The sequence below is a fragment of the Polaromonas sp. genome, from assembly GCF_018780625.1.
Taxonomy (GTDB): Bacteria; Pseudomonadota; Gammaproteobacteria; order Burkholderiales; family Burkholderiaceae_C; genus Polaromonas.
This window is the reverse complement of record NZ_JADMJK010000054.1, coordinates 26,671-51,176: the sequence shown is the minus strand read 5'-3', so window position 1 is coordinate 51,176 and position 24,506 is coordinate 26,671. Positions and strand designations below refer to the sequence as shown.

The window sequence follows — 24,506 nt, the reverse complement described above, 5'->3', positions numbered from 1 at the left end:
CATGTCCACGCAAGTCCATCCAGAAGATCGGCCCAAAGGCATTCTCAGCGGCTTGCGGGTCATCGACCTGGCCGCCGGTCTTGCCGGCTGCGCGACGGCGCTCTACCTGGCCGAAGCCGGCGCCGAGGTGCTGAAAATCGTGCGACCGTCTTTGAGAGCGGATGACGATGCGGTGCTGTTCCGGGTGCTCGATCGCGGCAAGCGGCGGGTCGATGCCGGACTGCAGGAAGGCGGCGAATCCGAAACGCTCAAATCGCTGCTGGCAACGGCCGACGTGCTGGTGCATGACCTGACGCCGGCAGAGGCTGAGGCCTGGTCGCTGGGTGAACTGACGCTGGCCAGGCAATACCCGTCCCTGGTGATCGCCTCGATTGGCGCCTGGCCGCGCGGGCATGCCTGGTCGGATTCGCCGCTGCGCGAAACCCTGGTGCTGGCGCGGCTGGGACTTCTCGACGAACAGCCGGGCCATCGACCGGGGCCGATTTTTATCCGCATGCCGTTTGCCAGCTGGATGGCGAGCTGGCTCAGCGCGATTGGCGTGATGGCGCGCCTGCTGGCCCGCGACCGGGACGGGCGCGGCGGCATTGCCAACACCAGCCTGGCGCAGGCGGCGCTGGCCACGATGACGATGCACTGGTCGCGCGCCGAGCGCCCCAGCCCGGCTTTCGCCAAGGGGCTGGACAAGAACACGCCGATTCCCCTGCACCAATGCGCGGACGGACGCTGGATTCATGTCCATTACTCGCCCGACGCCGCGCCCTGGATGGCGCAGGCGCTGGCGGAAATGGGCGAGCAGTCGGTGGCGCGGGCCAACGCCCTGTGGCCGCCCAGCCATGTGGCGCCCAACTTCGGCGCCAACAGGCAGATCATCGCCACCCGCTCGGCGCAGGACTGGGTGGCGCATTTCTGGGCCCACGATGTCTCGGCGCAGATCGCAGCGCCCTTTGGCGAGATCTACAGCGATGCGCAGGCGCGGCTCAATAGCTATGCAATCCAGGTCGAAGACCCGGTGCTGGGGCGCACCTGGCAGCCGGGTCCGGGCTACAGCGTGGACCCGCCGGCGCGGGTACGCCAGCCGGTGCCTGCGCTGTCGGCTGAGAACGCAGCCGCCTGGACGGATGTGCCCGCCAGCGCAGCGCCACGGCTTGTACCACCTGACGCCGCCGCACCGGCCCTGCCACCGCTGCACGGCTTGAAGGTGCTCGACCTGGGCGCCTACCTGGCCGGCCCGTTCGCCTGCATGGTGCTGGCCGACCTGGGCGCCGAGGTCATCAAGGTCGAGCCGCCGGCGGGCGATGCCATGCGCCGCCTGGAAAAGATATTTGCAGGAACCCAGCGCGGCAAGCGCGGCCTGGCGCTCAAGCTCGGTGTGCCCGGCAGCCAGCCGGTGCTGGAGGCACTGGTGAGCTGGGCCGATGTGGTCCATCACAACGTCCGCCTGCCGGCTGCACGAAAGCTGGGCATTGCGCCCGAGCAGCTGCGCGCCCTCAAGCCCGAACTCGTCTGCGCCCATGTCAGCTCCTACGGCCCCACCGGGCCACGCGCCGACTGGCCCGGTTTTGACCAGCTGATGCAGGCCTCCTGCGGCTGGGAAGTCGAGTGCGGCGGCGAAGGCAATCCACCGATGTGGCTGCGCTTTGGCGTGGGCGATTTCCTGGCCGGGCTGTCGTCGGTGTTTGCCTTGCTGTTGGCCTTGTACCAGCGCGCGCGCACCGGCCAGGGCCAGGCGGTGTCCTCGTCCCTGCTCGGGGCCATGCTGATGACCGCCAGCGAAGCCGTCGTCCAGCCCGACGGACGGCTGACGCCGATTGAGCATCTCGATGCCGGGCAGACCGGTGTGTCGGCCACCCATCGAATCTACAGTTGCAGCGACGGCTGGATTGCCGTGGCCGCGCTGACGGCGCCAGAGGTCGAGTCCTTCAACCGGCTGACAGGCGACGACCCTGTTACCTGTCTGGGCGCCATGGTCCGCGCTGCGGCGCTGGCCTGTCTCCAAGCCGCCGGCGTTCCCTGCGAGCCCGTGCTGGAGGCGCAAGCCGCGGCCTTTCTGGCCAGCGCCGAGCATGCCGCCAGCGGCCTGCATGCGCATTACCCGCATGCGCAGTATGGCGCGCTGCAGCAGATCGGGGCGCTGTGGGATTTCAACGACCTGCCATTGGCCATCAACCGGCCGCCGCCCGTGCTGGGCGAACACAGCCGCGAGGTGCTGGAGATGCTGGGTTTTACCGCGCAAGACATCGAGGCGCTGCAGGTCCAGGGCCTGACGCGCCTTTGAAACAACGTACTAAATAACGGAGACAAGCGATGAACGAGCTGGATTTTTCAGGCAAGACGGTACTGGTGGTGGGCGGCTCAAGCGGCATTGGCAACGGCATCGCCCGTGCCTTCAAGGCCCGCGACGCCACGGTGTACGTCTGGGGCACACGCCCAAGCGCCGCCGACTATGCCGACTCGCCCGACTCCCATCTGGAAGGCCTGCACTATGCGCAGGTGGACGTGTCGGACGCTGCAAATATCGAAAACTGCGCACTGCCGTTTGACCGCCTCGACGTGCTGGTGCAGGCACAGGGAACGGTGCTCTACGACCTTCAGGAGTTCAAGACCGCCGGTTTCAAGAAGGTGCTCGACGTCAACCTGACCAGCCTGATGGCCTGCGCCGACAAGTGTTTTGATGCGCTGAAGGCAGCCAAAGGCAGCATGATCATCGTCAGTTCGGCGGCGGCTTTTCATTCGACACGCGGCAACCCGGCCTACAACGCGTCCAAGACCGGTGCCTTCGGCCTCACGCGCACGCTGGGCGAAGCCTGGGCGCGGGACGGCATTCGCGTCAACGGCATTGCGCCGGGGCTGGTCGATACCAAGCTGACCCGCATCACCACCGCCAACCCGAAGCGCCTGGAAGGCGCGCTGCGCAATATTCCGCTCGGGCGCCTCGGCACGCCCGAAGACATGGCGGGCGTGGCGCTGTTTTTGGCATCGCCGCTGTCGTCTTACATGCTGGGCCAGACCCTGCTGGTGGACGGCGGCATGTTGCTGGCCTGACGCGCTACCAAGGAAAAACAACCATGTCCTGGAACTTTGAAACCGATCCCGTCTTTCAGCTTGAACTCGACTGGATTGACCAGTTCGTCCGCGAAGAGGTCGAGCCGTTAGAGCATGTGCTGGGCAGCCCCTGGGACATTCATGCCCCGTTATTCAAAACCCTGGTGCGGCCCCTGCAGCAGCAGGTCAAGGCGCGCAAGCTGTGGGCCTGCCACCTGGGGCCGGAACTGGGCGGGCCGGGCTACGGACAGGTCAAGCTGGCGCTGATGAACGAGATTCTGGGCCGCGCGCTGTTCGCCCCTATTGTCTTTGGCTGTCAGGCTCCCGATTCCGGCAATGCTGAAATCCTTGCCCATTACGGCACGCCGGAGCAAAAAGAGCGCTACCTGCTCCCCCTGCTCGCGGGCGACATCGTCTCGTGCTTTGCCATGACCGAGCCGCAGGGCGGCGCCGACCCGCAGGTGCTGACGACCCGCGCCGTGCCTGACGGCGGCGACTGGCTCATCAGCGGCCAGAAATGGTTTGCCTCGAACGCGCGCTACGCGAATTTCTTCATCGTGATGGCCGTGACCGACCCGGCGGTATCGGTTTACAAAGGCATGTCGATGTTCATCGTGCCCGCCGGCGCGCCGGGCTTGAGTATTTTGCGCAACGTCGGCATGGCCGACGAAACGGCCACCCATGCCTACCTGGAATTCGACCAGGTGCGCGTTCCGGCCGACCACATGCTGGGCGCGCCCGGCGAGGCCTTTGCGGTGGCGCAGGTGCGCCTCGGCGGGGGCAGGGTGCATCATGCGATGCGCACCATCGGGCTGGCCCAGAAGGCGCTTGATGCCTTGTGCGAGCGTTCGCTGTCGCGCCATACCCAGGGCAGCCGGCTGTCCGACAAGCAGATGGTGCAGGAAAAGATTGCCGACTCGTGGCTGGAACTGGAGCAGTTCCGCCTGCTGGTGATGCGCACCGCCTGGCGCATCGACCAGTACCAGGACTACCAGAAGGTGCGCAAGGACATCGCCGCGGTGAAGGCCGCGATGCCCAGGGTGCTGCACGACATTGCCGCCCGCGCCCTGCATTTGCATGGCTCGATTGGCGTCTCGTCGGAAATGCCTTTTGCCGGCATGATCTCCCGCGCCTTCCAGATGGGCCTGGCCGATGGTCCCACCGAAGTCCACAAGATCACCGTGGCCAAACAAATGCTGCGCGAATACCGGCCCTGCGATGAGTTGTTTCCGGCCTACCACCGCCCCACGGCGGCTGCGGCGGCGCGGGAAAAGTTCCAGGCCGCGCTCGACGCGTTGACCAGCGAGACTGCGTCATGACAACGCCAGGCTGGGAGGAAGCCGTCGATGTGCTGCGGCTGGCGCAGTGGATGGACACGCAGCAACTGGAGTGTGGTCCGATTCTAGAGGCGGTGCAACTCACCGGCGGCACGCAGAACATCCTGCTGCGTTTCAGGCGCGGTACACGCGAATTCGTGCTGCGCCGTTCACCGCTGCATGCCCGGCCGGAAGTTTGCGCCACCATTGCCCGTGAGGCACGGGTGCTGGCCGCACTGGCGGGAACGGCGGTGCCGCACCCGACCCTGTTCGCCGCCTGCCTGAACGAGCAGGTGCTGGGCGCGCCGTTCTACCTGATGGCGCCGGTCGAGGGCTTCAACGCCTCGGCCAGCGCGCTGCCGGCGCTGCATGCGGGCAATGCTGACATCCAGCTCCGCATGGGGTTTTCGATGGTCGATGCGCTGCTGCGGCTGGGCGAGATCGATCCGCAGGCTGTGGGTCTGGGCGACTTCGGCAAGCCGCAAGGATTCCTGGCGCGCCAGGTGGCGCGCTGGTCCAGCCAGCTGGAGAGCTACCAGGTGCATGTCGGCTGGCCGGGGCCAGCGTCGTTGCCCGGCGTGGCCGAGGTCGCGCAATGGCTTCAGGCGCATCGTCCGGAACCCTCCCGCACCGGCATCCTGCACGGCGACTTTCATCTGGCCAACGTGATGTTCAGTCCTGATTCGGCTGAAGTCGCAGCCGTGATTGACTGGGAATTGGCCACAACGGGCGACCCGCTGCTCGACCTGGGCTGGCTGGTGGCCACCTGGCCGGACGCCAGCGGGCAGGGCGCCGGCACCATTCATGTCACGCCCTGGCAGGGCTTTGCGACCGCTGCCGAACTGGTGACGTACTACCGCGAGCGCAGCCCGCGCGACCTGTCAGCTTTCGACTGGTACGTGGTCCTGGCGCGCTTCAAGCTGGGCATTCTGCTTGAAGGCAGCCATGCTAGGTCCTGTGCCGGAAAGTCGCCGGAGGCGCTCGGCCGCCAGCACCATGCGTCGGCGATCCGTCTGTTCAATCAGGCGCAAGAACTGATGGCCCAGCTCGCCTGAGGGCAAGCGTGGCCATCCACCTCAATTTTCAAGGAAATAACAATGAATGTTTTGAACAAACGCGTGATCGTCACCGGCTCGTCCAGCGGCATTGGTGCCAGTGCGCTGAAGGCGCTGACCGCCGCCGGCGCCAAAGTGGTCGGCATGGACCTGAACGACGAGGCGGGCCACAGCATTGCCGCCACGGCGTCAGAGGCCGGTCCCGGCCAGGCGCATTACCTGCGCTGCGACGTAAGCCAGCGGCAAGAGGTCGAAGCGGCGTTCGGCGCCGCCGTGCGCCAGCTCGGCGGGCTGGACGTGCTGGTCAACATTGCAGGCGTCGAGCGCAAGTCGCCGGCCGAATCGATCTCGCAGGAAGACTGGGATTTGATGTTTGATGTCAACGCGCGCGGCACGCTCAACACCAACCAGGCGGCTTTCACCCACCTGCGCGAGCGCGGCGGCCAGATCATCAATTTTGCCTCGGCGGCTGGCGTGATGGGCGTGCCGGGTCTGGCCCACTACTCGGCCTCCAAGGCGGCGGTGCTGGGATGGACCCGAACGGCGGCCAAGGAATGGGGAAAGTATGGCATCACGGTGAATGCCGTCGCGCCGGCGATGTGGACGCCCATGTACGAGAAGTTTCGCGAGCGTCTGGACGGTGTGCAGCTCAAGGCGCATGACGACATGATGGCCGGCCTGATTCCTCTGGGTGGCCGGCTGGGCGACCCCGACCACGACATGGCGCCGGTGCTGCTGTTCCTGGTCAGCGACGCTGCCCATTTCATCACTGGCCAGACCCTGGCGGTCGATGGCGGACTGATGATTCCCTGAAACCAGTCCGGCGTGCCTGCCCGACGCAAGAAGATTTATTCACCCACCCATGAGGAGATAACCCATGTTGATCGACGTTCACGCTCACCTTTTAACCAAAGGCATGTTCAAGCGCCACGAGTTCTGGGGGCCGTTCATGAAGACCCAGGGGCTAACCGTGGGCCATTTTTCACTCGGCACCACCCAGCCCACAAAGGCGAAAGACGACGACGAGGCCGAGGCCAACCTCCTGGCCCGCATGACGCACCAAGCCCGGCGCAAGCTGATGGCCGAGCGCGGCGTGGACAAGCTCGTGGTGTCCGCCCCTTCGCACGCTTTCATGTACTGGGCCGGTGAATTCGGCGACGAGTACGCAGCCATCTGTAACGATGAGATGTCCGGTTTTTGCGCCCAGGATCCCGAGCATTTCGATTTTTGGGCGCATGCCAACCTGGCCAACCCGGCAGGTGCTGCGCGAGAAATAGAACGCGCCGTGATCCAGCTTGGCGCCAAGGGTGTGTGCGTCGGCGGCGCCAACTTCAACGGCCTGGAGGCGCACAGCGAGGAGCTGTTTCCGGTATGGGAGGTCATGCAACGCCTGGGCGTTCCCGTCATGGTGCATGGCTACAACCAGTCCATCTGGCTGGGCGAGAACCATCACACCGACAAGTTCGAGACCAGCTCGATCGTCGGCGACTGCGTCGATGAAACGCTGTTTTTCTGGTACCTGATCAACGGCGGCGTGCTCGACGCCTTTCCGCACCTGAAGACCTACATCACGCATGCGGGCGGCATGGCTGTGTTCCAGCTTGGCCGTCTGCACGACCTGAACCGGGTCATGGGGCCCGATTCGCGCAACCAGCGCCCGCTGATGGATTACATGCCCAATTTCTACTTCGACCTGGATGTGCATCATCCCGCCCTGCGGCGCGGCGTGGCCGAAGTCGTGGGCGTAGACAACCTGCTCTACGGCACCAACTTCGGCGGTGCCTACGACCACGGCGACCTGACCGCCGGCATCGGTCTGTCGGATACCGACCGCGAAAAGGTCCGCAGCGGTAACGCCATCAAACTGCTGAAGCTGAACGAAACCATTGCTGCCTGACAGGGTTTCGCCATGAATCATCTGACCTCATCCCCGAACTGGTGGGCTTGCGCGCTTTCCGAGTCGGTGAACGACAAAAAGCCGCTTGCCGTGGTCTGCAACGGAGAGGCGCTGGCGCTGTTCCGCAACACAGCGGGCGAGGCCTTCGCCCTGGAAGACCGCTGCCCGCACCGGCGCGTGCCGCTGTCGCTGGGCACCGTCAAGCCGGGCGGGCTGCAATGCGGCTACCACGGCTGGACTTTCGACGGCGGCACCGGGGCCTGCACCACCATTCCCAATTTGCGCGACACCGAGCGCGTCCCGCCGCGCTATGGCGCGCGCGCCTACCCGGTTGCCGAAGTGAATGGCTTCGTGCATGTCGGCCTGGGCGGGTCTGGACTTGGCCGTCCAACCCAAGGCCTGCCCAGCGCCGGCTACCAGCCGCAGGGCAGGGAGTTCACGGGCGCCGCGACGGTCAACATGGCGCATGGTGAATACCTGGCCGCGATGCTCGACGGCCCGGACTGCCTGCTGGCTTTCGATGGTGTTCGCATGACCGACTTCTTCCTGGGAGATTCGCGCCGCGAAGGCGGCAGCCTGGTGCTCGACCGGGGCGCGGTCTGGAAAAAGCAAATGCTGCCGTCGAATTTCGTGGTCGATTACCCGCTGATCGTTCGCACCACCCTGGCGCTGGCGGGCGGCGCGGTCCAGGTGGACTTGCTCGATGTTGATGAGTCGCCGGTCGTCACGGTGTTGATGGGCGTCAGCCCGAGCCGTCGCGGCACCACCAGCCTGTGCTGGCGCGGCTTTTGGCATGCGGTCCGCCTGGCGGGTGCGCCCCTGCGCTGGCGCAGCGCCCGTGCGCTGGGCAAACCGCCGTTCGAGGTGTTTGACGACATCAAGGGTGCGGCCATTGCCGCGCTGCTGGTGGCCCCGTCGCGCGAACTGGAAGCCGCCCGCACCGGATTTACCGCCTCTGCGCCCCTGCGCACGGCCGCATGAGTCATCAACGCCAAAGTTGCCCGCAACAGGAGTTTTCATGAACACCGCCACCCTCGCCGAAGCCCTGTTCGTTGAGGCGCCGCGCAAAGCGCCGCGCCGCGACTGGACGCCCATCAACTACGACCTGCGGGACACCTGGTTCCCGGTGTCGCACAGCCGCGACGTGAGCGAGCGGCCGATCCGCCGCATCATCCACGCGCAGCTCTACTTCCTCTGGCGCCAGCACGGCCGGCCGATGGCGGCGGAGTTCCGGCCCGACCAGCTGGAGCGCCTTCGGCCCCAAGCGAGCGCCTTCACCGGCGGGTCCGGCATGTATCCGGTGGTCGAACGCTACGGCTACCTGTGGGTCTGGTACGGCAATCCGGAGCATGCCGATGCCCGGATGATTCCGCACATTCCTTTCCTGCCGCTGGACGGCAGCCTGCCGGGCTACACCCAGCGCACGGTGCGCTTCGACGCCACGTCGGCGCTGTCGGTCGAGAACCTGATCGACCTGACGCATGCCGACTTTTTGCATGCCAACACGATTGGCGACGGCATCTCGGACTCCGACGTGGTCGAAGTCGAATGGACCTCCGAGACCGTCACCCGCACCCGCACCGTGACGCAAAAGTCGGTCGCGCCCATCATGCGCTGGGTCGGCGGCGTGCGCGCCAAATTCCAGGATTTCCGGGCCGTGCTGCATGTGCATCTGCGCAGCAACGTGTGTATCTCCTACCCGCGCTTCAGGCCGGGCTACGACGTGCCCAACCTCCAGCCTTTCCTGCCGGTGGGCAAGCACCGCTCGCGCGGCGACGTGACCTTCAACACCACCGCCGCGCCCGCACCGTTTCGCTACGTGATGCCGCGCATTGCCTACGTCATCCAGCCGCAGGACAACTCGGTGGTGCGGCCGCAGAACCCATGCTATTTCGAGCCGGGCGACCGGCCCGACCTGCATTCGCGCTTCGACACGCCGGGCACGCGCTACCGCTTCCAGATGGAGCAGCTGGCGGCGCGACAAAGCCGGGGCGAGATGGCTTATGGCACGGACGCCGACCCCGAGCGTGACATTAGCGTGCTGTTAGGCATGAAGGACTGATGCATGAAAAAAACAAAACATAACCACAAGGAGACTCGAATGAACGGACAGGAATTAAAAGGCAAGGTGGCGCTCATCAGCGGCGGCGCGGGCGCGATTGGCTCGGCCACGGCCCGGCGGCTGGCGCAGGACGGCGCACGCGTGGTGATTGCCGACCTGCCGGGCTCGCCGATGCACGAAGTGGCCGAGGGCCTGCGCAGCGACGGGCTGGACGTGGTGGCACACGCGCTGGATTTGTCTCAGGAAGACAGCATCCGTGAGGCGATGGCGTTTACCGCCGCGACCTATGGGCGCCTGGACGTGCTCGACAACAACGCCGCGATGAAGGGCCTTCCGGCCGATGGCGATGTTCTCGGCATGAGCACCGAGTTGTGGGACCAGGTGATGGGCTGCAACGTGCGCGGAACGATGCTGATGTGCAAGTACGCGCTGCCGCTGATGATCCGGGGCGGCGGCGGCTCCATCATCAACATCAGCTCCGGCACCTCGGTCGCCGGCGAGCGTTACCAGACCGCCTACGCCGTATCCAAAGGCGCCATCAACACGTTGACGCTGTATGTCGCCAGCCAGCATGGCGCCCAGGGCGTGCGCTGCAATGCGCTGCTGGTGGGCTCTGTGACCACGCCGGCCATGGAACGCGCATTGCCCCAGCCGATGCGCGAGGTGCTGTGCGCCCACAAGCTGACCGGCCGCCTGGGCCTGCCGTCGGACATTGCCGAGGTGGTCGGGTTTTTGGCCTCGGACCGCTCGTCCTGGGTCACCGGCCAGCTCTGGGCGGTGGACGGCGGCTATTACGCGCACCAGCCCACCATGCCGCAGTTCGCGGCGCTGAGGGCGGCTGTGAGTGCGAATGGCGCGTGAGCCTCAGGTTTTTCCTCAACTCATCATTGCAGCCCTGATGGCGCGCGTTCCCACGGGTCTGTGTGGCAATGCCTGAGACAGTATCCCCCGCGATGAATGACAGCGGAAAATCCTCGCTACAGATCAACCTGTCCATTCTTTTGATCGTTTGCTTTAATTTCGCCTCCTATGTGTGCAATGGGCTGCCGCTGGCCGTGCTGCCCGGCTATGTGCTCAACGACCTCGGCTTGACCTCGGTAGTTGCCGGCATCGTGATCGGCGTGCAGTATCTGGCCACGCTGCTGTCGCGGCCCATGGCGGGCAGCCTGGCCGACCGGCTCGGTGCCAAGCGCTCGGTGGTGTATGGCTTGAGCGGCTTGATCCTCAGCGGTGCGCTGACCAGCCTGGCGATTTTTCTGCACGGACTGCCCTGGCTTGCCTTGCCGCTGCTGCTGGCCGGGCGGGTCGTGCTGGGCATGTCTTCGGCCATGATCTCGACGCCTTCCTGCGCCTGGGCCATTGGCACGTGCGGCACGCCGCATACCGCAAAGGTGATGTCGTGGAACGGCATTGCCGCCTATGGCGGAACGGCCGTGGGCGCGCCGCTGGGCGTGCTGCTGCGCGATGGCCTCCATCTCGCCAGCATTGGGCTGGCCACAGCGCTGACCGGCATTTTTGCCCTGGTGTTCGCCTTGACCAAGCGTCCCGCGCCTTTGGTGCCGGGCGTGCGACTTCCCTTTGGCCATGTCTTCCTGGCCGTCATGCCCAATGGCATGGTGATGGCCTGCAGTTCGGCCGGGTTCGGCAGCCTGACCGCCTTCATTGCCCTTTATTTCGACAGCCTCGGCTGGGCCAACGCCGCCTATTGCCTGAGCGGTTTTGGCATCGGCTTCATTGCTGCCCGGCTGGCTTCTTCCAGCTTGTTGCCGCGTTTCGGTGGCTACCGGGTCGTGGCGGTCTGCATGCTGGTGCAGAGCCTGGGTCTGGTGCTGGTCTGGCTTGCGCCCTTGCCCTTGATCGTGATGGTGGGTGCAGCGCTGACGGGTATTGGCGTGTCCTGGGTCTATCCGGGACTTGCGCTCGAAACCCTGGCGCGAACGCCGCCAGCCAACCGGGGTTCGGCGCTCAGCGCGTTGTCATTGTTTTTCGATCTGGCGGTGGGAATGGCGGGGCCAGTGATGGGTTTCATCGCTGCCGGTTTCGGCTACGCCGGCGTCTTTCTTTGCTCGGCGCTGTTGTCGTTGGGCGGCTTTGTGCTGGTGCTGTTTCTATACCGCCGGCACGCGCAGCCTTCTACTGTGCAGCTCTGAGTGTGCCGACGACAACCTGCAAGCGTGATCGTTCACTCCACCGCCTGGGCGCTGACCGACACCTCCAGGTATTTGCGAAATGCATCGGCGACTGGGCTCAGTTTCTTGCTCTTGAGCCAGATCAGGCCCACTTCCATGGCCGGTATCGCATTCTTCAGCGGCACGGTGCGGATGCGTCGGCCCTCTAGAGACCAGGGGCGAAACACCATGTCCGACAAGATGGTGACGCCCAGGCCCAGTGCCACCATTTCCCGCACTGCTTCCATCGACGACGTGCGCAGCAGGGTAAGGGGCTGCAATCCGGCCTGTTCCCAGTAGCGCATGGCCGCGATATCGCCTTCGTCCACCAGCGGCAGGATATAGGGAAACGGCATCACGTCCTGTAGCGCCACCTGCGCCACGTCGGCCAGCGGGTGATTCGCCGCCACCCAGAGCTGGCGCCGCGAGCGGGCCAGCGGCAGCCGCTCGAAGCGCTGGAGGTCGGGTATGTTGGACGTGAGCGCGACCGCCAGTTCCAGCTCGCCGGCGCTGATGCTCGCTTCGATCTGGGCGCGGTCCTGCTCTACCGGCACGATGCGAACGCCCGGATGCTGCTTCTGGAACTTGGCCACAAAGGGCAGTAAAAAGTAACCCAGCACCGTGTAGCTGGCCGCCAGTTGCAGCGTTCCGGTCACCTCGCTGCGGTCGCGAAACGGATGGCGGGCCGCCTCATCGGCTACTTCCAGCACCGCATTGGCATGCTGCAGGAACAAATGTCCTTCATAGGTCAGCGCCATGCCGCTGCGGCTGCGCTCGAACAGCAGTGTGCCCAGCACCCGTTCCAGCTCGGCAATCGCGGCGGTCATGGTCGATTGGGTGACATGCAGTTCGATCGCCGCCAGGGAAACCTGCCCGGTCCGGGCTACGGCTGTGAAGTATTGGAGCTGGCGCAAAGTGAAGCGGATCGCGGGTTGGAGGATAGGCATCGTTTTTACCGATATTGGTTAACAAGTAATTGAATTTTACAAACTATGCAGAAATTGTGAAACTGTTCAATGAGACAAGAAACCCACTAGAACGCCAGGAAAAGCTATGAGCCTTAACGAGTTGAATACAGCGGTCACGCTGGAAGACAAGTACACCCAGCCCGCAGGCCGCGTGTACATGACGGGCACCCAGGCGCTGGTGCGCCTGCTGCTGGCGCAAAAGCAGCGCGATGCCGCCGTCGGCCTGAACACGGGTGGCTTTGTCTCGGGCTACCGGGGCTCGCCGCTGGGCGCCGTGGACCAGGAGCTGTGGAAGGCCAGCAAGCACCTGGACGCGCACAACATCAAGTTCGTTCCGGGCCTCAATGAAGAACTGGCCGCCACCGCCGTCTGGGGCTCGCAGATGCTCAGCCTGGACGCCAAGGCCACGGTTGATGGCGTCTTTGCCCTGTGGTACGGCAAAGGCCCGGGCGTGGACCGCAGCGGCGACGTCTTCAAGCACGGCAACATCGCCGGCTGCGCCAAGCACGGCGGCGTGCTCCTGATCGCCGGCGACGACCACTCCTGCAAGTCGTCGAGCCTGCCGCACCAGAGCGAACACGCCTTCATCGCGGCCATGATCCCAGTGATGAACCCGTCGGGTGTGCGCGAGTTCATCGAGTTCGGCCTGCACGGCTACGCCATGTCGCGCTACTCGGGCTGCTGGGTCGGCTTCAAGTCGATCAGCGACACCATCGAATCCTCGTCGTCTTTCGAGATCGATCCGATGGCGGTCGAGATCAAGATTCCGGACAGCTACCCGATTCCGGCTGACGGCTTTCACATCCGCTGGCCCGATCCTCCGCTGGAGCAGGAAAACCGCCTGCAGCGCGAGCGCCTGTATGCGCTGCTCGACTATGTGCGCTTGAACAAGCTCAACCGCCAGGACTGGAGCGCGCCCAGCGCCAAGCTCGGCATTGTGACCACCGGCAAGAGCTACCTCGATGTGCGCGAAGCCCTGGCGATGATGGGCATCGACGAGGACGGCGCTGCGGCCATGGGCCTGCGCCTGCTCAAGATCGGCGTCTCGTGGCCGCTGGAGCCGCAGTGCATCCGGGAGTTTGCCGATGGCCTGGACGAGATTCTGGTGGTCGAGGAAAAGCGCCAGATCATCGAATACCAGATCAAGGAGCAGCTCTACAACGCGCCTATCGCCTCGCGCCCGCGCGTGGTCGGCAAGTACGACGAAACCGGCGAGTGGGTGCAGGTGCCGCACGACGGCATCCTGCTGTCGCCCAACGGCGAACTGACGCCGGCGGCGATTGCCAACGTGATGGCCGCGCGCATCGCCAAGGTGCTCGGCATTGAATCCCTTGGCGAGAAGGGCCGCGAATACCTGATCGAATGCAAGGCCGCCGACGGCTTCACGCGGGTGGACCTGGGCTCGCGCCTGCCCTACTTCTGTTCGGGCTGCCCGCACAACACCTCGACCAAGGTGCCCGAGGGTTCGCGCGCTGTCGCCGGCATCGGCTGCCACTACATGGCGCAGTGGATGGACCGCAGCACCGAGACCTTCACCCAGATGGGCGGCGAAGGCGTGTCGTGGATCGGCCAGTCGCATTTCACCGGCACCGAGCACATCTTCGCCAACCTGGGCGACGGCACCTACATGCATTCGGGCTCGCTGGCGATTCGCGCGTCCAAGGCGGCCGGCGTCAACATCACCTACAAGATTCTGGTCAATGACGCGGTTGCCATGACCGGCGGCCAGCCGGTCGAAGGTGCGCCCACCGTTCCGCAGATTCTCCAGCAGGTGGCCGCCGAAGGCGTGGAGCATATCTACCTGGTGACCGATGAGCCCGACTTGTACCAGGGCATGGCCGGGCTGCCGGCCGGCGTTCCGATCAGCCACCGCGACGGCATGGATGAGTTGCAAAAGAGCTTGCGGGAAATGAAGGGCGTTTCCGTGATCGTCTATGCGCAGGTCTGCGCGGCCGAAAAGCGCCGCCGGCGCAAGCGCAAGGAGCTGATCGATCCACCCAAGCGCGTGGTCATCAACGAGGAGGTGTGCGAAGGCTGCGGCGACTGCGGCGTGCAGTCCAACTGCGTGTCGATTTTGCCGCTGGAAACCCCGCTGGGCCGCAAGCGTGTCATCGACCAGAACTCCTGCAACAAGGACTACTCCTGCGTGAAGGGCTTTTGCCCGAGCTTTGTCACCGTCGAGGGCGGCGCGCTGCGCAAGCCGTCCAAAGCCAAGGCTACGCCCCCGCAAGGGCTGCCGATGCCGGTGCTGCCCCGCCTGGATGAGCCCTGCAACGTGGTGATCACCGGCGTCGGCGGCACCGGCGTGGTGACCATCGGCGCCCTGATGGGCATGGCCGCGCACCTCGAAGGCAAGGGCGTGCTGGTGCTGGACATGGCGGGCCTGGCGCAAAAGGGCGGCGCGGTCATGTCCAACGTGCGCCTGGCCGCCACGCCGGCCGGCCTGCATGCGGCCCGTGTCGCCTCGCGCCAGGCCGATGTGGTGGTGGGTTGCGACCTGATGGTCGCTGCCGCCAAGGAAGCGCTGGGCACCATGTCCACCAGCCGCACCCGCACGGTGATGAACCTCGATGTGGCCCCGACCGGCGCGTTCACGCAGAACCCCGACTGGGAATCGGCGCCCGACGCCCTACTGCAGCGCGTCAGCGAGGCGACGCTGCTCACCGACTCCCTGAACGCCAGCGCCATTGCCACCGCGCTGATGGGCGATGCCGTTGCCACCAACGTGTTCTTGCTCGGCTACACCTGGCAAAAAGGCTGGATTCCCCTGCAAGAGGCTTCGCTGATGCGGGCCATCGAACTCAACGGCGCAGCGATTGCCATGAACAAGGCAGCTTTTGCCTGGGGCCGCCAGGCGGCCCTTGACCTGGGCAAGGTCCGCACAGCCGCAGGCCTGGACAAGCCCGGCCAGGTGATCCTGATGCCGGCGCGCACGATGCCCCTTGAAGCCTTGATGGCCGACCGCATTCAGCGCTTGACCGGCTACCAGAACGCGGCCTATGCCCGGCGCTATGAAGCCGTGGTTCGGGACATTGCCGCGACCGAACAGCAGCGCACCGCCAGCGACCGGCTGGCTAGAGAGGTGGCCATGAGCCTGTACAAGCTGATGGCCTACAAGGACGAATACGAGGTGGCGCGGCTCTATGTGGACACCGGATTTTTCGAGCGCATCGGCCAGCAGTTTGAAGGCGACTACAAGCTGCGCTTTCACTTGGCGCCGCCGCTGCTGTCCAGGCGCGATGCGAATGGCCACCTGGTGAAAAGCGCTTACGGGCCATGGGTTGCGACGGCTTATAAATTCCTGGCCAAGGCCAAAGCGCTGCGCGGCACGCCGCTGGACATCTTTGGCTACACGGCCGAGCGCCGCCACGAACGCGCCGCCATCGGTGAATTCGAGACGCTGATGCGCAAGGTAGCGAACGAGATCACGCAGGGCAATACAAAGACCGCCCTGGAATTGGCGCGCCTGCCGCAAAGCGCGCGCGGCTATGGGCACGTCAAGGAAAACAACGAGCGCGCTGCCGCCACTCGCCAAGCCCAGCTGCTGAAGGAATTTGCCATCCAGCAGCCTGCGCCCCTGCCAGAGCGCGCAGTTGCCTGAAACTATTTGCAAACCTGATCAATAACCACAACGGAGACACCCATGAACCATCTTCCCGGCCTCGCCTTCGACCTGGGCGAAACCATCGAAATGCTGCGCGACACCGTGCAAAGCTTTGCCGCCGAAGAAATCGCGCCGCGTGCCGCTGCGATTGACCACGACAACCTGTTTCCCGCCGACCTGTGGAAAAAGCTCGGCGACCTGGGCCTGCACGGCATGACCGTGAGCGAGGAATACGGCGGCACCGGCCTGGGCTACCTGGCGCACATGATCGCGATGGAGGAAGTCTCGCGCGCGTCGGCGTCCGTGGGCCTGTCGTATGGCGCGCATTCCAACCTGTGCGTCAACCAGATCCACCGCAACGGCACCGAAGCCCAAAAGCAAAAGTACCTGCCCAGGCTGGTCAGCGGCGAACATGTCGGCGCCCTGGCGATGAGCGAGCCCAATGCGGGTTCGGACGTGGTCAGCATGAAGCTGCGCGCCGACCGCAAGGGCGACCGCTATGTGCTCAACGGCTCCAAGATGTGGATCACCAATGGCGGGGACGCCGACACGCTGGTCGTGTATGCCAAGACCGATGTCGAGGCCGGCCCACGCGGCATCACCGCCTTCATCATCGAAAAAGGCCAGGACGGCCTGAAAGGTCTGTCCTTTGGCACCAAGCTCGACAAGCTCGGCATGCGCGGCTCGAACACCTACCCGGTCTTCTTCGAAGACTGCGAAGTGCCTCTTGAGAATGTGCTCGGCGTGGAAGGGGGCGGCGTGAAGGTGCTGATGTCCGGCCTGGACTACGAGCGCTCGGTGCTGTGCGGTGGCCCGCTGGGCATCATGGCGGCGTGCATGGACGCAGTGCTGCCCTACACCCATGACCGCAAGCAGTTCGGCCAGAGCATCGGCGAGTTCCAGCTCATGCAAGGCAAGATGGCCGACATGTACACCACCTGGCAGGCCTGCCGTGCCTATGGCTATGCGCTGGGCCAGGCCTGCGACCGCGCCGACCATGCGCGCTCGCTGCGCAAGGACGCGGCCGGCGCCATCCTGTACCTGGCCGAAAAAGCCACCTGGATGGCCGGCGAAGCGATCCAGACGCTGGGCGGCAACGGCTACATCAACGAGTACCCGGTCGGCCGGCTGTGGCGCGACGCCAAGCTGTACGAAATCGGTGCCGGCACCAGCGAGATCCGCCGGATGCTGGTCGGACGTGAACTGTACGCCGAGACCCTGTAATAGTTCGCCGGAACAGCGCCATGTGCAGCCTCGACGGACTTTTTGCCAACAACAAGGCCTGGTCGGCGCAACGCGTGGCCGATGACCCCCACTACTTCACCGAACTGGCGCAGCAGCAGGCGCCTCGCTACCTGTGGATCGGGTGTTCGGACAGCCGCGTTTCGGCCAACGAGATACTAGGTTTGCAACCCGGCGAGGTGTTTGTTCATCGCAACATCGCCAATCTGGTCGTCAATTCGGACCTGAACTGCCTGTCCGTCATCCAGTTCGCGGTCGAAGTCCTGAAGATCGAACACATCATGGTGGTCGGCCACTACGGCTGCGGCGGCGTCCAGGCCGTCGTGGCGCAGCGGTCGGTCGGGCTGGCGGACAACTGGCTGCGCCATGTCGAAGACATCGCGCACAAGCATGCCGAACAGCTTGACGGCATGAAGAGTGACGCGGAGCGGAGCACGCGCCTGTGCGAATTGAACGTGATCGAGCAGGTGGCCAACGTCTGCCGCACCACCACGCTGCGCCGCGCCTGGCATAAAGGCCAGCGCGTCGAGGTTCATGGCCTGGTCTACGGCCTGGCCGATGGGCTGCTGCGGCGCGTAGGTGTCAGCGCCAACGGGACGCAGGCATGGGCCGAGCGCTATCGCGAATCGCTGCAAAGCCTTCACCCGCGAAATTCTTTTGAAGAAAAGACCAGATCAAGGTTTTGACCACCAAGAGGCGTGAAACCGGTCGCGTTCGAGGAAACAGCATGGACAAGAGCCGCAAGGTCCGGTCCGCAGGGCTTGGGTATTGAACTGGCCGGCTGTGCCGCTGCCTGCCAGCTCTTCAGTCAGCAAGGTCATGCATAGGGGTTGCTTCGGGACGCATGCAAACAGTGCTTGCGGGCGCTGGGCGGGTGGCGAACTTCAAGACTCCTGGGCCTTCAGTTCGACATGCGCCTCGGCCTGCACGGAAATATGGCGACTGCGCCACAGGACCACCAGGCTCATGGCGGCCGAGGCCAGCAAGGCCGTCTTGATGGAGAAATGCGTGGCGACCTGTCCCCACAGAGCCGCACCCACGGCGCTGCCGCCCATGATGGCCATCTGGTAAATGGCCATGCCACGGGCACGCATGCCGTTGGGCAGCACCAGCTGGGCTGACATGGTGAAGGTATTGACCACGCACAGCCAGACCCCGCCCGACAGGGCCAGCGCAGGCGCGAGCACCCAGACTGAGGGGGCAAGCGCGGCGACCGTGGTGGCCAGGGCATAAAGCACCACGCCGACAGCCACCACGCGGTCACGCGAGGCCGAGTCCGACACCCTGGGCAGGATCACCGCTGACACCACCGCACCCGCACCCAAGGAGGCCAGCAGCAGCGTGTAGGTGGTGGTGTCGGCATTCAGCCCTTTGGCCAGCAGCGGAAGCAATGCAATCAGGCCGATGGAGTGCAGGAAGAACTCGAAGACGCGCAGCAGGATGTTGCGCATCAGGGGCGACTGCCGTACGAAGCGCATGCCGCCGCGCATCGTGGCCAACATGCCTTCGCCCTGATGGACGGGTTGCCCAGAATTCGGCCCTGACTTGAGGATCAGCACGCACGACAGGATCGACAGCGCGGCATTGAGCGCAAATATCGCCGCCATGCCAAAAGAAGCCATCACCACACCTGCCAGCAAAGGCCCGGCTATGCGCGACACGTTGATGGCCAGCGCATTGAGCGTGAGGGCGGACGTCAATTGCTCGCGCGGCACCAGTGTCGGGACAATCGCCGAGAACACCGGAAAGCGCATGGCCAGACCGATGCCGTTGGCAAAACACAGCAGTAGCAACCAGTTCGCCGTCAGCCAGCCGCCGGCGGCCAGCACCGCCAGGGCGGCGGACACCAGGGCAATCCAGAACTGGGCAAACGCATACAGCCGCTTGCGATTGACCATGTCGGCCAGCGCGCCGCTGGGCAGGCCGAGCAGAAACAGCGGCAGACTGGCCGAAGCCTGCACCAGCGCCACCATCATCGGCCCCTCGGTGAGCTGGGCCATCAGCCACGAAGCGCTCACGTCGTTCATCCACATGGTCATGTTGCCGGCGAGCCAGGCCAGCCAGAGCATGCGAAAGATCCGGTTGTCCAGGGGCGCGAGCAGGGAAGAAGAAGGAGGGGGTTTGGAAGTCATTGACGCGATGGTTTTCCCGGAGGTTAGCACCAAAGTAAACACATTGTCTTAAAACGTTTACTTTATTAGATTTTTCCATCACTTCAATGGCATCAACCTGCATTCAGGCGCATTGGCTAGGCCCCGTGATCAAGGCCATGTCGATGCCTGCTGAAAATCAAACGAATAAACGAATCCCCTATGGGATCAGAGGGTGCCGACAAGGCAAGAATTCGGTTTCCTGTTTCAAGGTCTCGATTGACCGGTAAACAGAATGCCTTGCCATTTAAGGGTTTACGCTAATTTGAAGGGTTGAGCTGGGGTGAAAATCAGCTGCACTACGCCCTGAAACTCCCAAAAACAGGGCGTAACAAGAGAAATCTTGATATTTTGTGTACATTGAATAGGAAAGTGTTTATATTTAGAGTTCGCCCAGCAGAGGGCGGATCTAAAGGAGACCCTTACATGCTTACCCAGACCAGTCCCACGTTGGCGGATGGAACCAAGGCTGCCGACCTGGTGAACATCGCGACCCGAGAGGTTCAGATGCGCGCCCTGTCCGACCCTGAACTTTACGAGTTAGAGATGGAGCGAATTTTCGGCAAGACCTGGATCCTTCTCGGTCATGAATCCGAGATTCCCAAGTCGGGCGATTTCATGGTCCGCGACCTGGGGTCCGACTCGGTGCTGGTCACGCGCGACAAGACCGGCGACGTGAATGTTCTGCTCAACGTCTGCTCGCACCGCGGCATGCGTATCTCGACGCTGGACGCGGGCAACACGCAAATCCACACCTGCATCTACCACGGCTGGGCGTTTCGCCCGAACGGCGCCTTTCTGGCCGCTCCGGTCGAGAAGGAATGCATGCACGGCAAGATCATGACCAAAGAGCAGCTGGGCTTGACGCGGGCCCGGGTGTCGCTGTATGGCGGACTGATCTTCGCCACCTGGAACATCGAAGGTCCTTCCTTTGAGGAGTTCCTGGGCGATACCAAGTGGTATTACGACATGCTGTTCTGTCGCACGGACAAGGGCATGGAAGTCCTCGGCCCGCCGCAGCGCTTCACCGTGCGCGCCAACTGGAAAGCCGCTGGCGAGCAGTCGGCGGCTGACGGCTACCACACGCTGACGCTGCACCGCTGGCTTGGCGAGATCGGCGCCTATTCCAAAAAAGGCGAAGGCGAGAGCGGCGGCGGCGACTTGAGCCCCGAGATGTACGGCGTCGAGGTCAGCTCGCCGCACGGCCACGCCTTGCGCTGCATCGACCTGGGCCGCAAGATCCGTCGCCTGACCGGCCTGGACCCGGACAAGCTTTCCACGGAAGAAAAACTCAATGCCTTGCCGCCGGTCGGCATCACCGCCGAGATGGTGCCGCAGCTCCAGCGCAACCTGAGCGCCGATCAGCTCAAGGTGCAGACCTCGATGCCGCCTCAGGTCGGCGGCATTTTCCCGAATGTGCTGTTCGGCTTTGTCTACATTCCGCAGGCCGACGGCACGGTGGTCGGTTCGATGACGATGCATGCCTACGTTCCCAAGGGTCCGGACAAGCTGGAGTTCGTCAACTGGATCTTCGCCGAGAAGGACGCGCCGCCCGAGCTGCGCGAAAAAATGCTCAAGCAGACCATCCAGCTGTTCGGCACCTCGGGCATGGTCGAGCAGGACGACTCGGACACCTGGCCGCACATGACGCTGGCCGCCAAGGGCGCGATGGGCAAGAAGCAGACCATGAAATACCAGGCGGTTTACGAAACCGGAAAGCCCGAAGGCTGGCCCGGCCCGGGCATCGTCAACGAAGGCTTCACCAAGGACGACACGCAATGGCACTGGTGGCTGCACTGGCGTGAACTGATGTCAGCCTCGCATTGACAGCCCGCAGCACCATCTCCAAGGAACACAACCCATGAGCGAAGTAACAGAACGCCTCCCGGCTTCGGCCGAGGTCAAAACGCAGCGCGTGCCCATCGGCTCGCCCCTCTATAACCAGGTGGTCGAATTTCTTTACGATGAAGCCTGCATGCTGGACGAAATCCGGCTGAAGGACTGGGCCGCCACCCTGGCTGAAGACCTGGTGTATGCCGCCCCGCTGCGCCAGACAAGGCCGATGGCCCACCAGGCTGACAGCGTGATCCGGACCATGCAGCACTACCACGACGACTACCGCTCGATCATGGGCCGCATCATGCGCCTGACGGGCACCAAAAGCGCCTGGGCTGAAGACCCGCCGTCGCGCACGCGCCGCCTGGTGACCAACGTGCGCGTGGAAGCCACGGACAAGCCCGACGAGTTCAAGGTTCGCAGCTACATGCTGATCACCCGCAGCCGTTTCAATTTCGACGATTTCGACCTGATCAGCGGCGAGCGGCATGACGTGCTGCGCCAGAGCGGCGACACCTTCAAGCTGGCGCGGCGCGAGATCATCCTCGACCAGGCCGTGCTGGGAACGCCGAACCTGGCGATTTTTCTATAGTTTTGTCTCGCCTCCATGGCCGCGTCAACAACCCCTGCGGGGGTCGTTTTCTTTTGGCGCTGTTCATTGCGTCGCGCGGCCAGCGGCAACGTCATCAGCATCGCTGAATGCGAGCCATTCCTGGTCATCCAGGCACAAACGCTCAGGGGTGTCGGCAAAGTCCCAGGTCGAACCTATCATGCGCAGCGCCTGCATGGCCCGTTGTGGCTGCTGGGAGAAGCAATGCGCGTTGGGGCTGGCATGGACTTGCGCATCCAGGTTCATGCCGCGCCCCTTGGAAATTCCCGTGGCGCGCCGCAGCACCAGCGCGGCTTCGGCTTCCTCCGGCGGCAGCGTTGCCAGCGCCCAGCGCGCCATGCCCAGGTACAGGTCCATGCCGGCATAGGGCGCCGGCCCCTGGATCACGGTATCGAGCACATCCCAGGCAAGGAAAGGAACACCGTCGCGCAAGAGACGCGCCTGTGTGCGCAGTTCCACCCGCCGTGGCACCTCGATGTCGTACTGGCGCCGCGCCGTGCCGCGCGCAGCCGCGGCGATGGCCAGGCCAGTCAATTCAAACAGGTGCGTGCATTGTTCCGTCGGGTCGGTGACGCGGGTGACCTCGTGGGCAATGGGCGAGAGCTTCATTCCCAACAGCAGGTCAAGTTTTTCCACCGCCATGCCGCAAAGCGAATAGGGGCGTCGCGGGGCGCTTGCGCTGATGTTCGAAACCATTCCGTCGATGCTCACAAGCTCGACCCGGAAGTGGTGAAAGTCGTCTTCAAGGACGGCGCGCACCCGGGTTTGCGCGGGTCTGAATCGACTGCTGAGGATGATGCGGCGTCTGAACATGAGATGGAAGTCCCGGTTGCGCTTCCAAAGACGCGGGAGCGCGCCATGGAGCGGTCATTTAAGCAAAGTGTTGCTGACACTTCTTGCCTTAAAGTGTACGATACATCTAAATGTGTTCAATTTAATATGGGATTTCGCATGGCATTGCTTGAAAACAGGATTGCAATCATCACCGGCGCCGGCGGCGGCATCGGACGCGGCGTTGCACTGGCCTTTGCACGCGAAGGCGCGACCGTGGTGATCGCGGAAATTGACGAGGCCACCGGCGCCCAGGTCGAGCAGGAAATCAAGGCGCTTGGCGGCCGCGCGCTGTTCGTCAAGACCGATGTCACGAGCAAGGCCTCCATCGAAGCGGTGGTGCAGGCCAGCGTGGACCAGTTTGGCCGCCTGGACATTCTGGTGAACAACGCCTTCATTCCGACGCCCAATGTGCTGCTGGAGGACAAGACCGACGAGATGCTGGAAAAAACCCTGACCTCGTCGCTGTGGGCTTCCTGGTGGGCCATGCGCGCGGCGATGCCGCACATGCGCAAGCAGTGCTGGGGCCGCATCGTCAATTTTTATTCCATCGACACTGAAACCGGCGCCTGGCTGCATGCGGACTACAACACCGCCAAGGCCGGCATCGTTGGCCTGACGCGCAGCGCGGCTTCGGAATGGGGCCGCTTCAACATCACTGTCAACGCGATTGCACCGACGGCGATGGGCGCCACCTTTCACAAGCTGGCGGCCGAGAACCCCGGTTTTGCCGAACGCTCGGCAGCAGCGCGTCCCCTAGGGCGCTCGGGCGACCCTGAACTGGACATCGGCCCGGCCGTGGTGTTTCTTTCCAGCGAAATGTCGCGCTTCGTTACCGGCGAGACGCTGCATGTGGATGGTGGCCTGCATCTGCCAGGCTATAACTCGCGGCCGGCCAATGTCCCGGTACGGGAATATTGAAAGCTTTCCTCGTCTTTTCTTGACGCCACTTGCCGCAAGCGGAGGACTTATACCGATTCCGCCGACGAGACCAGCAGCAGGCGCGCGACGTTGGCCCGCTCGGGTTGCGCCAGCATGAAATGGACTGCGGCGGCAATATCGGCCGGGTCCAGCTGCGGCGTCTGGTCGGCCCGCACCGTTTCACCCCGGGCGCGCATGTGGTCGAAGATTTCGGTATCAGTGGTGCCCGGTGCAATCGTGCCGACCCGCACGCCCGACCCCTTGAGTTCCACGCGCAGCGCCGAAGTGAAGATTTCCAGCGCATGCTTGAGCCCGCTGTAGACGCCGACCGACGATGAGCTGAGGTAGGCGCCGATGCTGGAGACATTGACAATCGCGCCCGCCTTCTGCTGCTTGAAGCCGCGTGCAAACAGATAGGATGCGCGCACCACCGCATCGAAATTGACCCGCGTCATTTGCGCCAGCGCGTCGAGGTCGATGGTGTCGAGCGAACCGGCCACGAACATGCCGGCGTTGTTGACCAGGATATCGACACGTCCGTAGCTTGACAGCGCCAGGTCCAGCAGAGCCTGGGGCGTCTGCGGCAGTTCGATTGCCGCCGGCAGGTAAACGCAAGGGCCTGGCAATTCGGCAGACAGGGCTTTCAGCCGGTCTTCGCGCCGGGCGGTGATCACCAGCCTGACGCCCTCAGCGCTCAGTTTGCGGGCAATGGCTTCGCCAATCCCCGAAGATGCGCCAGTGATGATCGCGACCTTGTCACGTAATTCCATGCGGTTTTCCAATATAGGGTGAAAGCGGCTGTAA

20 protein-coding genes are annotated in these 24,506 nt (G+C 64.1%); 16 read left to right on the top strand and 4 right to left on the bottom strand.

Annotation, left to right across the window (positions count from 1 at the left end):
• Position 1: 1 nt before the first annotated feature.
• The 10 genes from IV091_RS04875 (at position 2) to IV091_RS04830 (ending at position 11,522) form a co-directional block, all read left to right on the top strand.
• Positions 2-2,275 carry a CoA transferase gene (locus IV091_RS04875; protein ID WP_293465890.1) on the top strand — a complete coding sequence of 758 codons (2,274 nt, stop codon included), beginning with the start codon at positions 2-4 and terminating at the stop codon, positions 2,273-2,275.
• Positions 2,276-2,304: 29 nt separating this feature from the next.
• Positions 2,305-3,042: an SDR family oxidoreductase gene (locus IV091_RS04870; protein WP_293465887.1), complete on the top strand. Its 738-nt coding sequence runs from the start codon at positions 2,305-2,307 to the stop codon at positions 3,040-3,042.
• 23 nt (positions 3,043-3,065) lie between these two features.
• Complete coding sequence (locus IV091_RS04865) at positions 3,066-4,361, top strand: acyl-CoA dehydrogenase family protein (RefSeq protein WP_293465884.1); 1,296 nt, start codon at positions 3,066-3,068, stop codon at positions 4,359-4,361.
• Entirely contained in the window at positions 4,358-5,413 is a 1,056-nt protein-coding gene (locus IV091_RS04860; protein ID WP_293465882.1) for a phosphotransferase family protein, read from the top strand. Before IV091_RS04865 ends, IV091_RS04860 begins: the two co-directional genes overlap by 4 nt.
• Positions 5,414-5,455: 42 nt before the next feature.
• Positions 5,456-6,226 carry an SDR family NAD(P)-dependent oxidoreductase gene (locus tag IV091_RS04855; RefSeq protein WP_293465880.1) on the top strand — a complete coding sequence of 257 codons (771 nt, stop codon included), beginning with the start codon at positions 5,456-5,458 and terminating at the stop codon, positions 6,224-6,226.
• A gap of 64 nt (positions 6,227-6,290) precedes the next feature.
• Positions 6,291-7,310: an amidohydrolase family protein gene (locus IV091_RS04850; protein ID WP_293465878.1), complete on the top strand. Its 1,020-nt coding sequence runs from the start codon at positions 6,291-6,293 to the stop codon at positions 7,308-7,310.
• A 12-nt stretch (positions 7,311-7,322) separates the two neighbouring features.
• The gene (locus tag IV091_RS04845; protein WP_293465876.1) at positions 7,323-8,291 is read left to right on the top strand and encodes a Rieske 2Fe-2S domain-containing protein; all 969 of its coding nucleotides are present in this window, start codon (positions 7,323-7,325) and stop codon (positions 8,289-8,291) included.
• Between the two features lie 37 nt (positions 8,292-8,328).
• A complete protein-coding gene (locus IV091_RS04840) occupies positions 8,329-9,372 on the top strand; it encodes an oxygenase (protein WP_293465874.1) in 1,044 nt (347 codons plus the stop codon).
• A 39-nt stretch (positions 9,373-9,411) separates the two neighbouring features.
• Positions 9,412-10,233 (top strand): SDR family oxidoreductase, encoded by an 822-nt coding sequence (locus tag IV091_RS04835; RefSeq protein WP_293465872.1) that lies wholly within the window; start codon positions 9,412-9,414, stop codon positions 10,231-10,233.
• Between the two features lie 92 nt (positions 10,234-10,325).
• Complete coding sequence (locus tag IV091_RS04830; protein ID WP_293465870.1) at positions 10,326-11,522, top strand: MFS transporter; 1,197 nt, start codon at positions 10,326-10,328, stop codon at positions 11,520-11,522.
• 32 nt (positions 11,523-11,554) lie between these two features.
• Here IV091_RS04830 and IV091_RS04825 read toward each other — a convergent pair whose 3' ends face one another.
• Positions 11,555-12,487, bottom strand: coding sequence for a LysR family transcriptional regulator (locus tag IV091_RS04825; RefSeq protein WP_293465868.1), 933 nt, complete (start codon positions 12,485-12,487; stop codon positions 11,555-11,557).
• A 106-nt stretch (positions 12,488-12,593) separates the two neighbouring features.
• Here IV091_RS04825 and IV091_RS04820 point away from each other — a divergent pair, with 106 nt between their 5' ends.
• From IV091_RS04820 to can, 3 genes are read left to right on the top strand one after another with little or no spacing between them, the layout of a single operon-like run.
• Positions 12,594-16,109 carry an indolepyruvate ferredoxin oxidoreductase family protein gene (locus IV091_RS04820; protein WP_293465866.1) on the top strand — a complete coding sequence of 1,172 codons (3,516 nt, stop codon included), beginning with the start codon at positions 12,594-12,596 and terminating at the stop codon, positions 16,107-16,109.
• 42 nt (positions 16,110-16,151) lie between these two features.
• Positions 16,152-17,336 carry an isovaleryl-CoA dehydrogenase gene (locus IV091_RS04815; RefSeq protein WP_293465864.1) on the top strand — a complete coding sequence of 395 codons (1,185 nt, stop codon included), beginning with the start codon at positions 16,152-16,154 and terminating at the stop codon, positions 17,334-17,336.
• A 20-nt stretch (positions 17,337-17,356) separates the two neighbouring features.
• Positions 17,357-18,040 carry a carbonate dehydratase gene (gene can / locus IV091_RS04810; protein WP_293465861.1) on the top strand — a complete coding sequence of 228 codons (684 nt, stop codon included), beginning with the start codon at positions 17,357-17,359 and terminating at the stop codon, positions 18,038-18,040.
• Positions 18,041-18,238: 198 nt separating this feature from the next.
• Here the strand turns inward: can and IV091_RS04805 are convergent, their stop codons facing one another.
• Entirely contained in the window at positions 18,239-19,486 is a 1,248-nt protein-coding gene (locus IV091_RS04805; protein ID WP_293465858.1) for an MFS transporter, read from the bottom strand.
• A 444-nt stretch (positions 19,487-19,930) separates the two neighbouring features.
• On the opposite strand from IV091_RS04805, the gene IV091_RS04800 reads away from it, so the two are divergent.
• Together IV091_RS04800 and IV091_RS04795 are read left to right on the top strand one after the other, a co-directional pair.
• Positions 19,931-21,331 carry an aromatic ring-hydroxylating dioxygenase subunit alpha gene (locus IV091_RS04800; protein ID WP_293465855.1) on the top strand — a complete coding sequence of 467 codons (1,401 nt, stop codon included), beginning with the start codon at positions 19,931-19,933 and terminating at the stop codon, positions 21,329-21,331.
• A 34-nt stretch (positions 21,332-21,365) separates the two neighbouring features.
• Positions 21,366-21,932 carry a 3-phenylpropionate/cinnamic acid dioxygenase subunit beta gene (locus IV091_RS04795; protein WP_293465852.1) on the top strand — a complete coding sequence of 189 codons (567 nt, stop codon included), beginning with the start codon at positions 21,366-21,368 and terminating at the stop codon, positions 21,930-21,932.
• Positions 21,933-21,995: 63 nt separating this feature from the next.
• On the opposite strand, the gene IV091_RS04790 is transcribed toward IV091_RS04795, so the two are convergent.
• On the bottom strand, positions 21,996-22,763 hold the full coding sequence (locus tag IV091_RS04790; protein WP_293465849.1) for a DUF2889 domain-containing protein: 768 nt from the start codon (positions 22,761-22,763) through the stop codon (positions 21,996-21,998).
• A 138-nt stretch (positions 22,764-22,901) separates the two neighbouring features.
• Here IV091_RS04790 and IV091_RS04785 point away from each other — a divergent pair, with 138 nt between their 5' ends.
• Positions 22,902-23,702 carry an SDR family oxidoreductase gene (locus tag IV091_RS04785; RefSeq protein ID WP_293465846.1) on the top strand — a complete coding sequence of 267 codons (801 nt, stop codon included), beginning with the start codon at positions 22,902-22,904 and terminating at the stop codon, positions 23,700-23,702.
• 47 nt (positions 23,703-23,749) lie between these two features.
• Here IV091_RS04785 and IV091_RS04780 read toward each other — a convergent pair whose 3' ends face one another.
• Positions 23,750-24,472, bottom strand: coding sequence for an SDR family oxidoreductase (locus IV091_RS04780; protein ID WP_293465843.1), 723 nt, complete (start codon positions 24,470-24,472; stop codon positions 23,750-23,752).
• Positions 24,473-24,506: the final 34 nt, after the last annotated feature.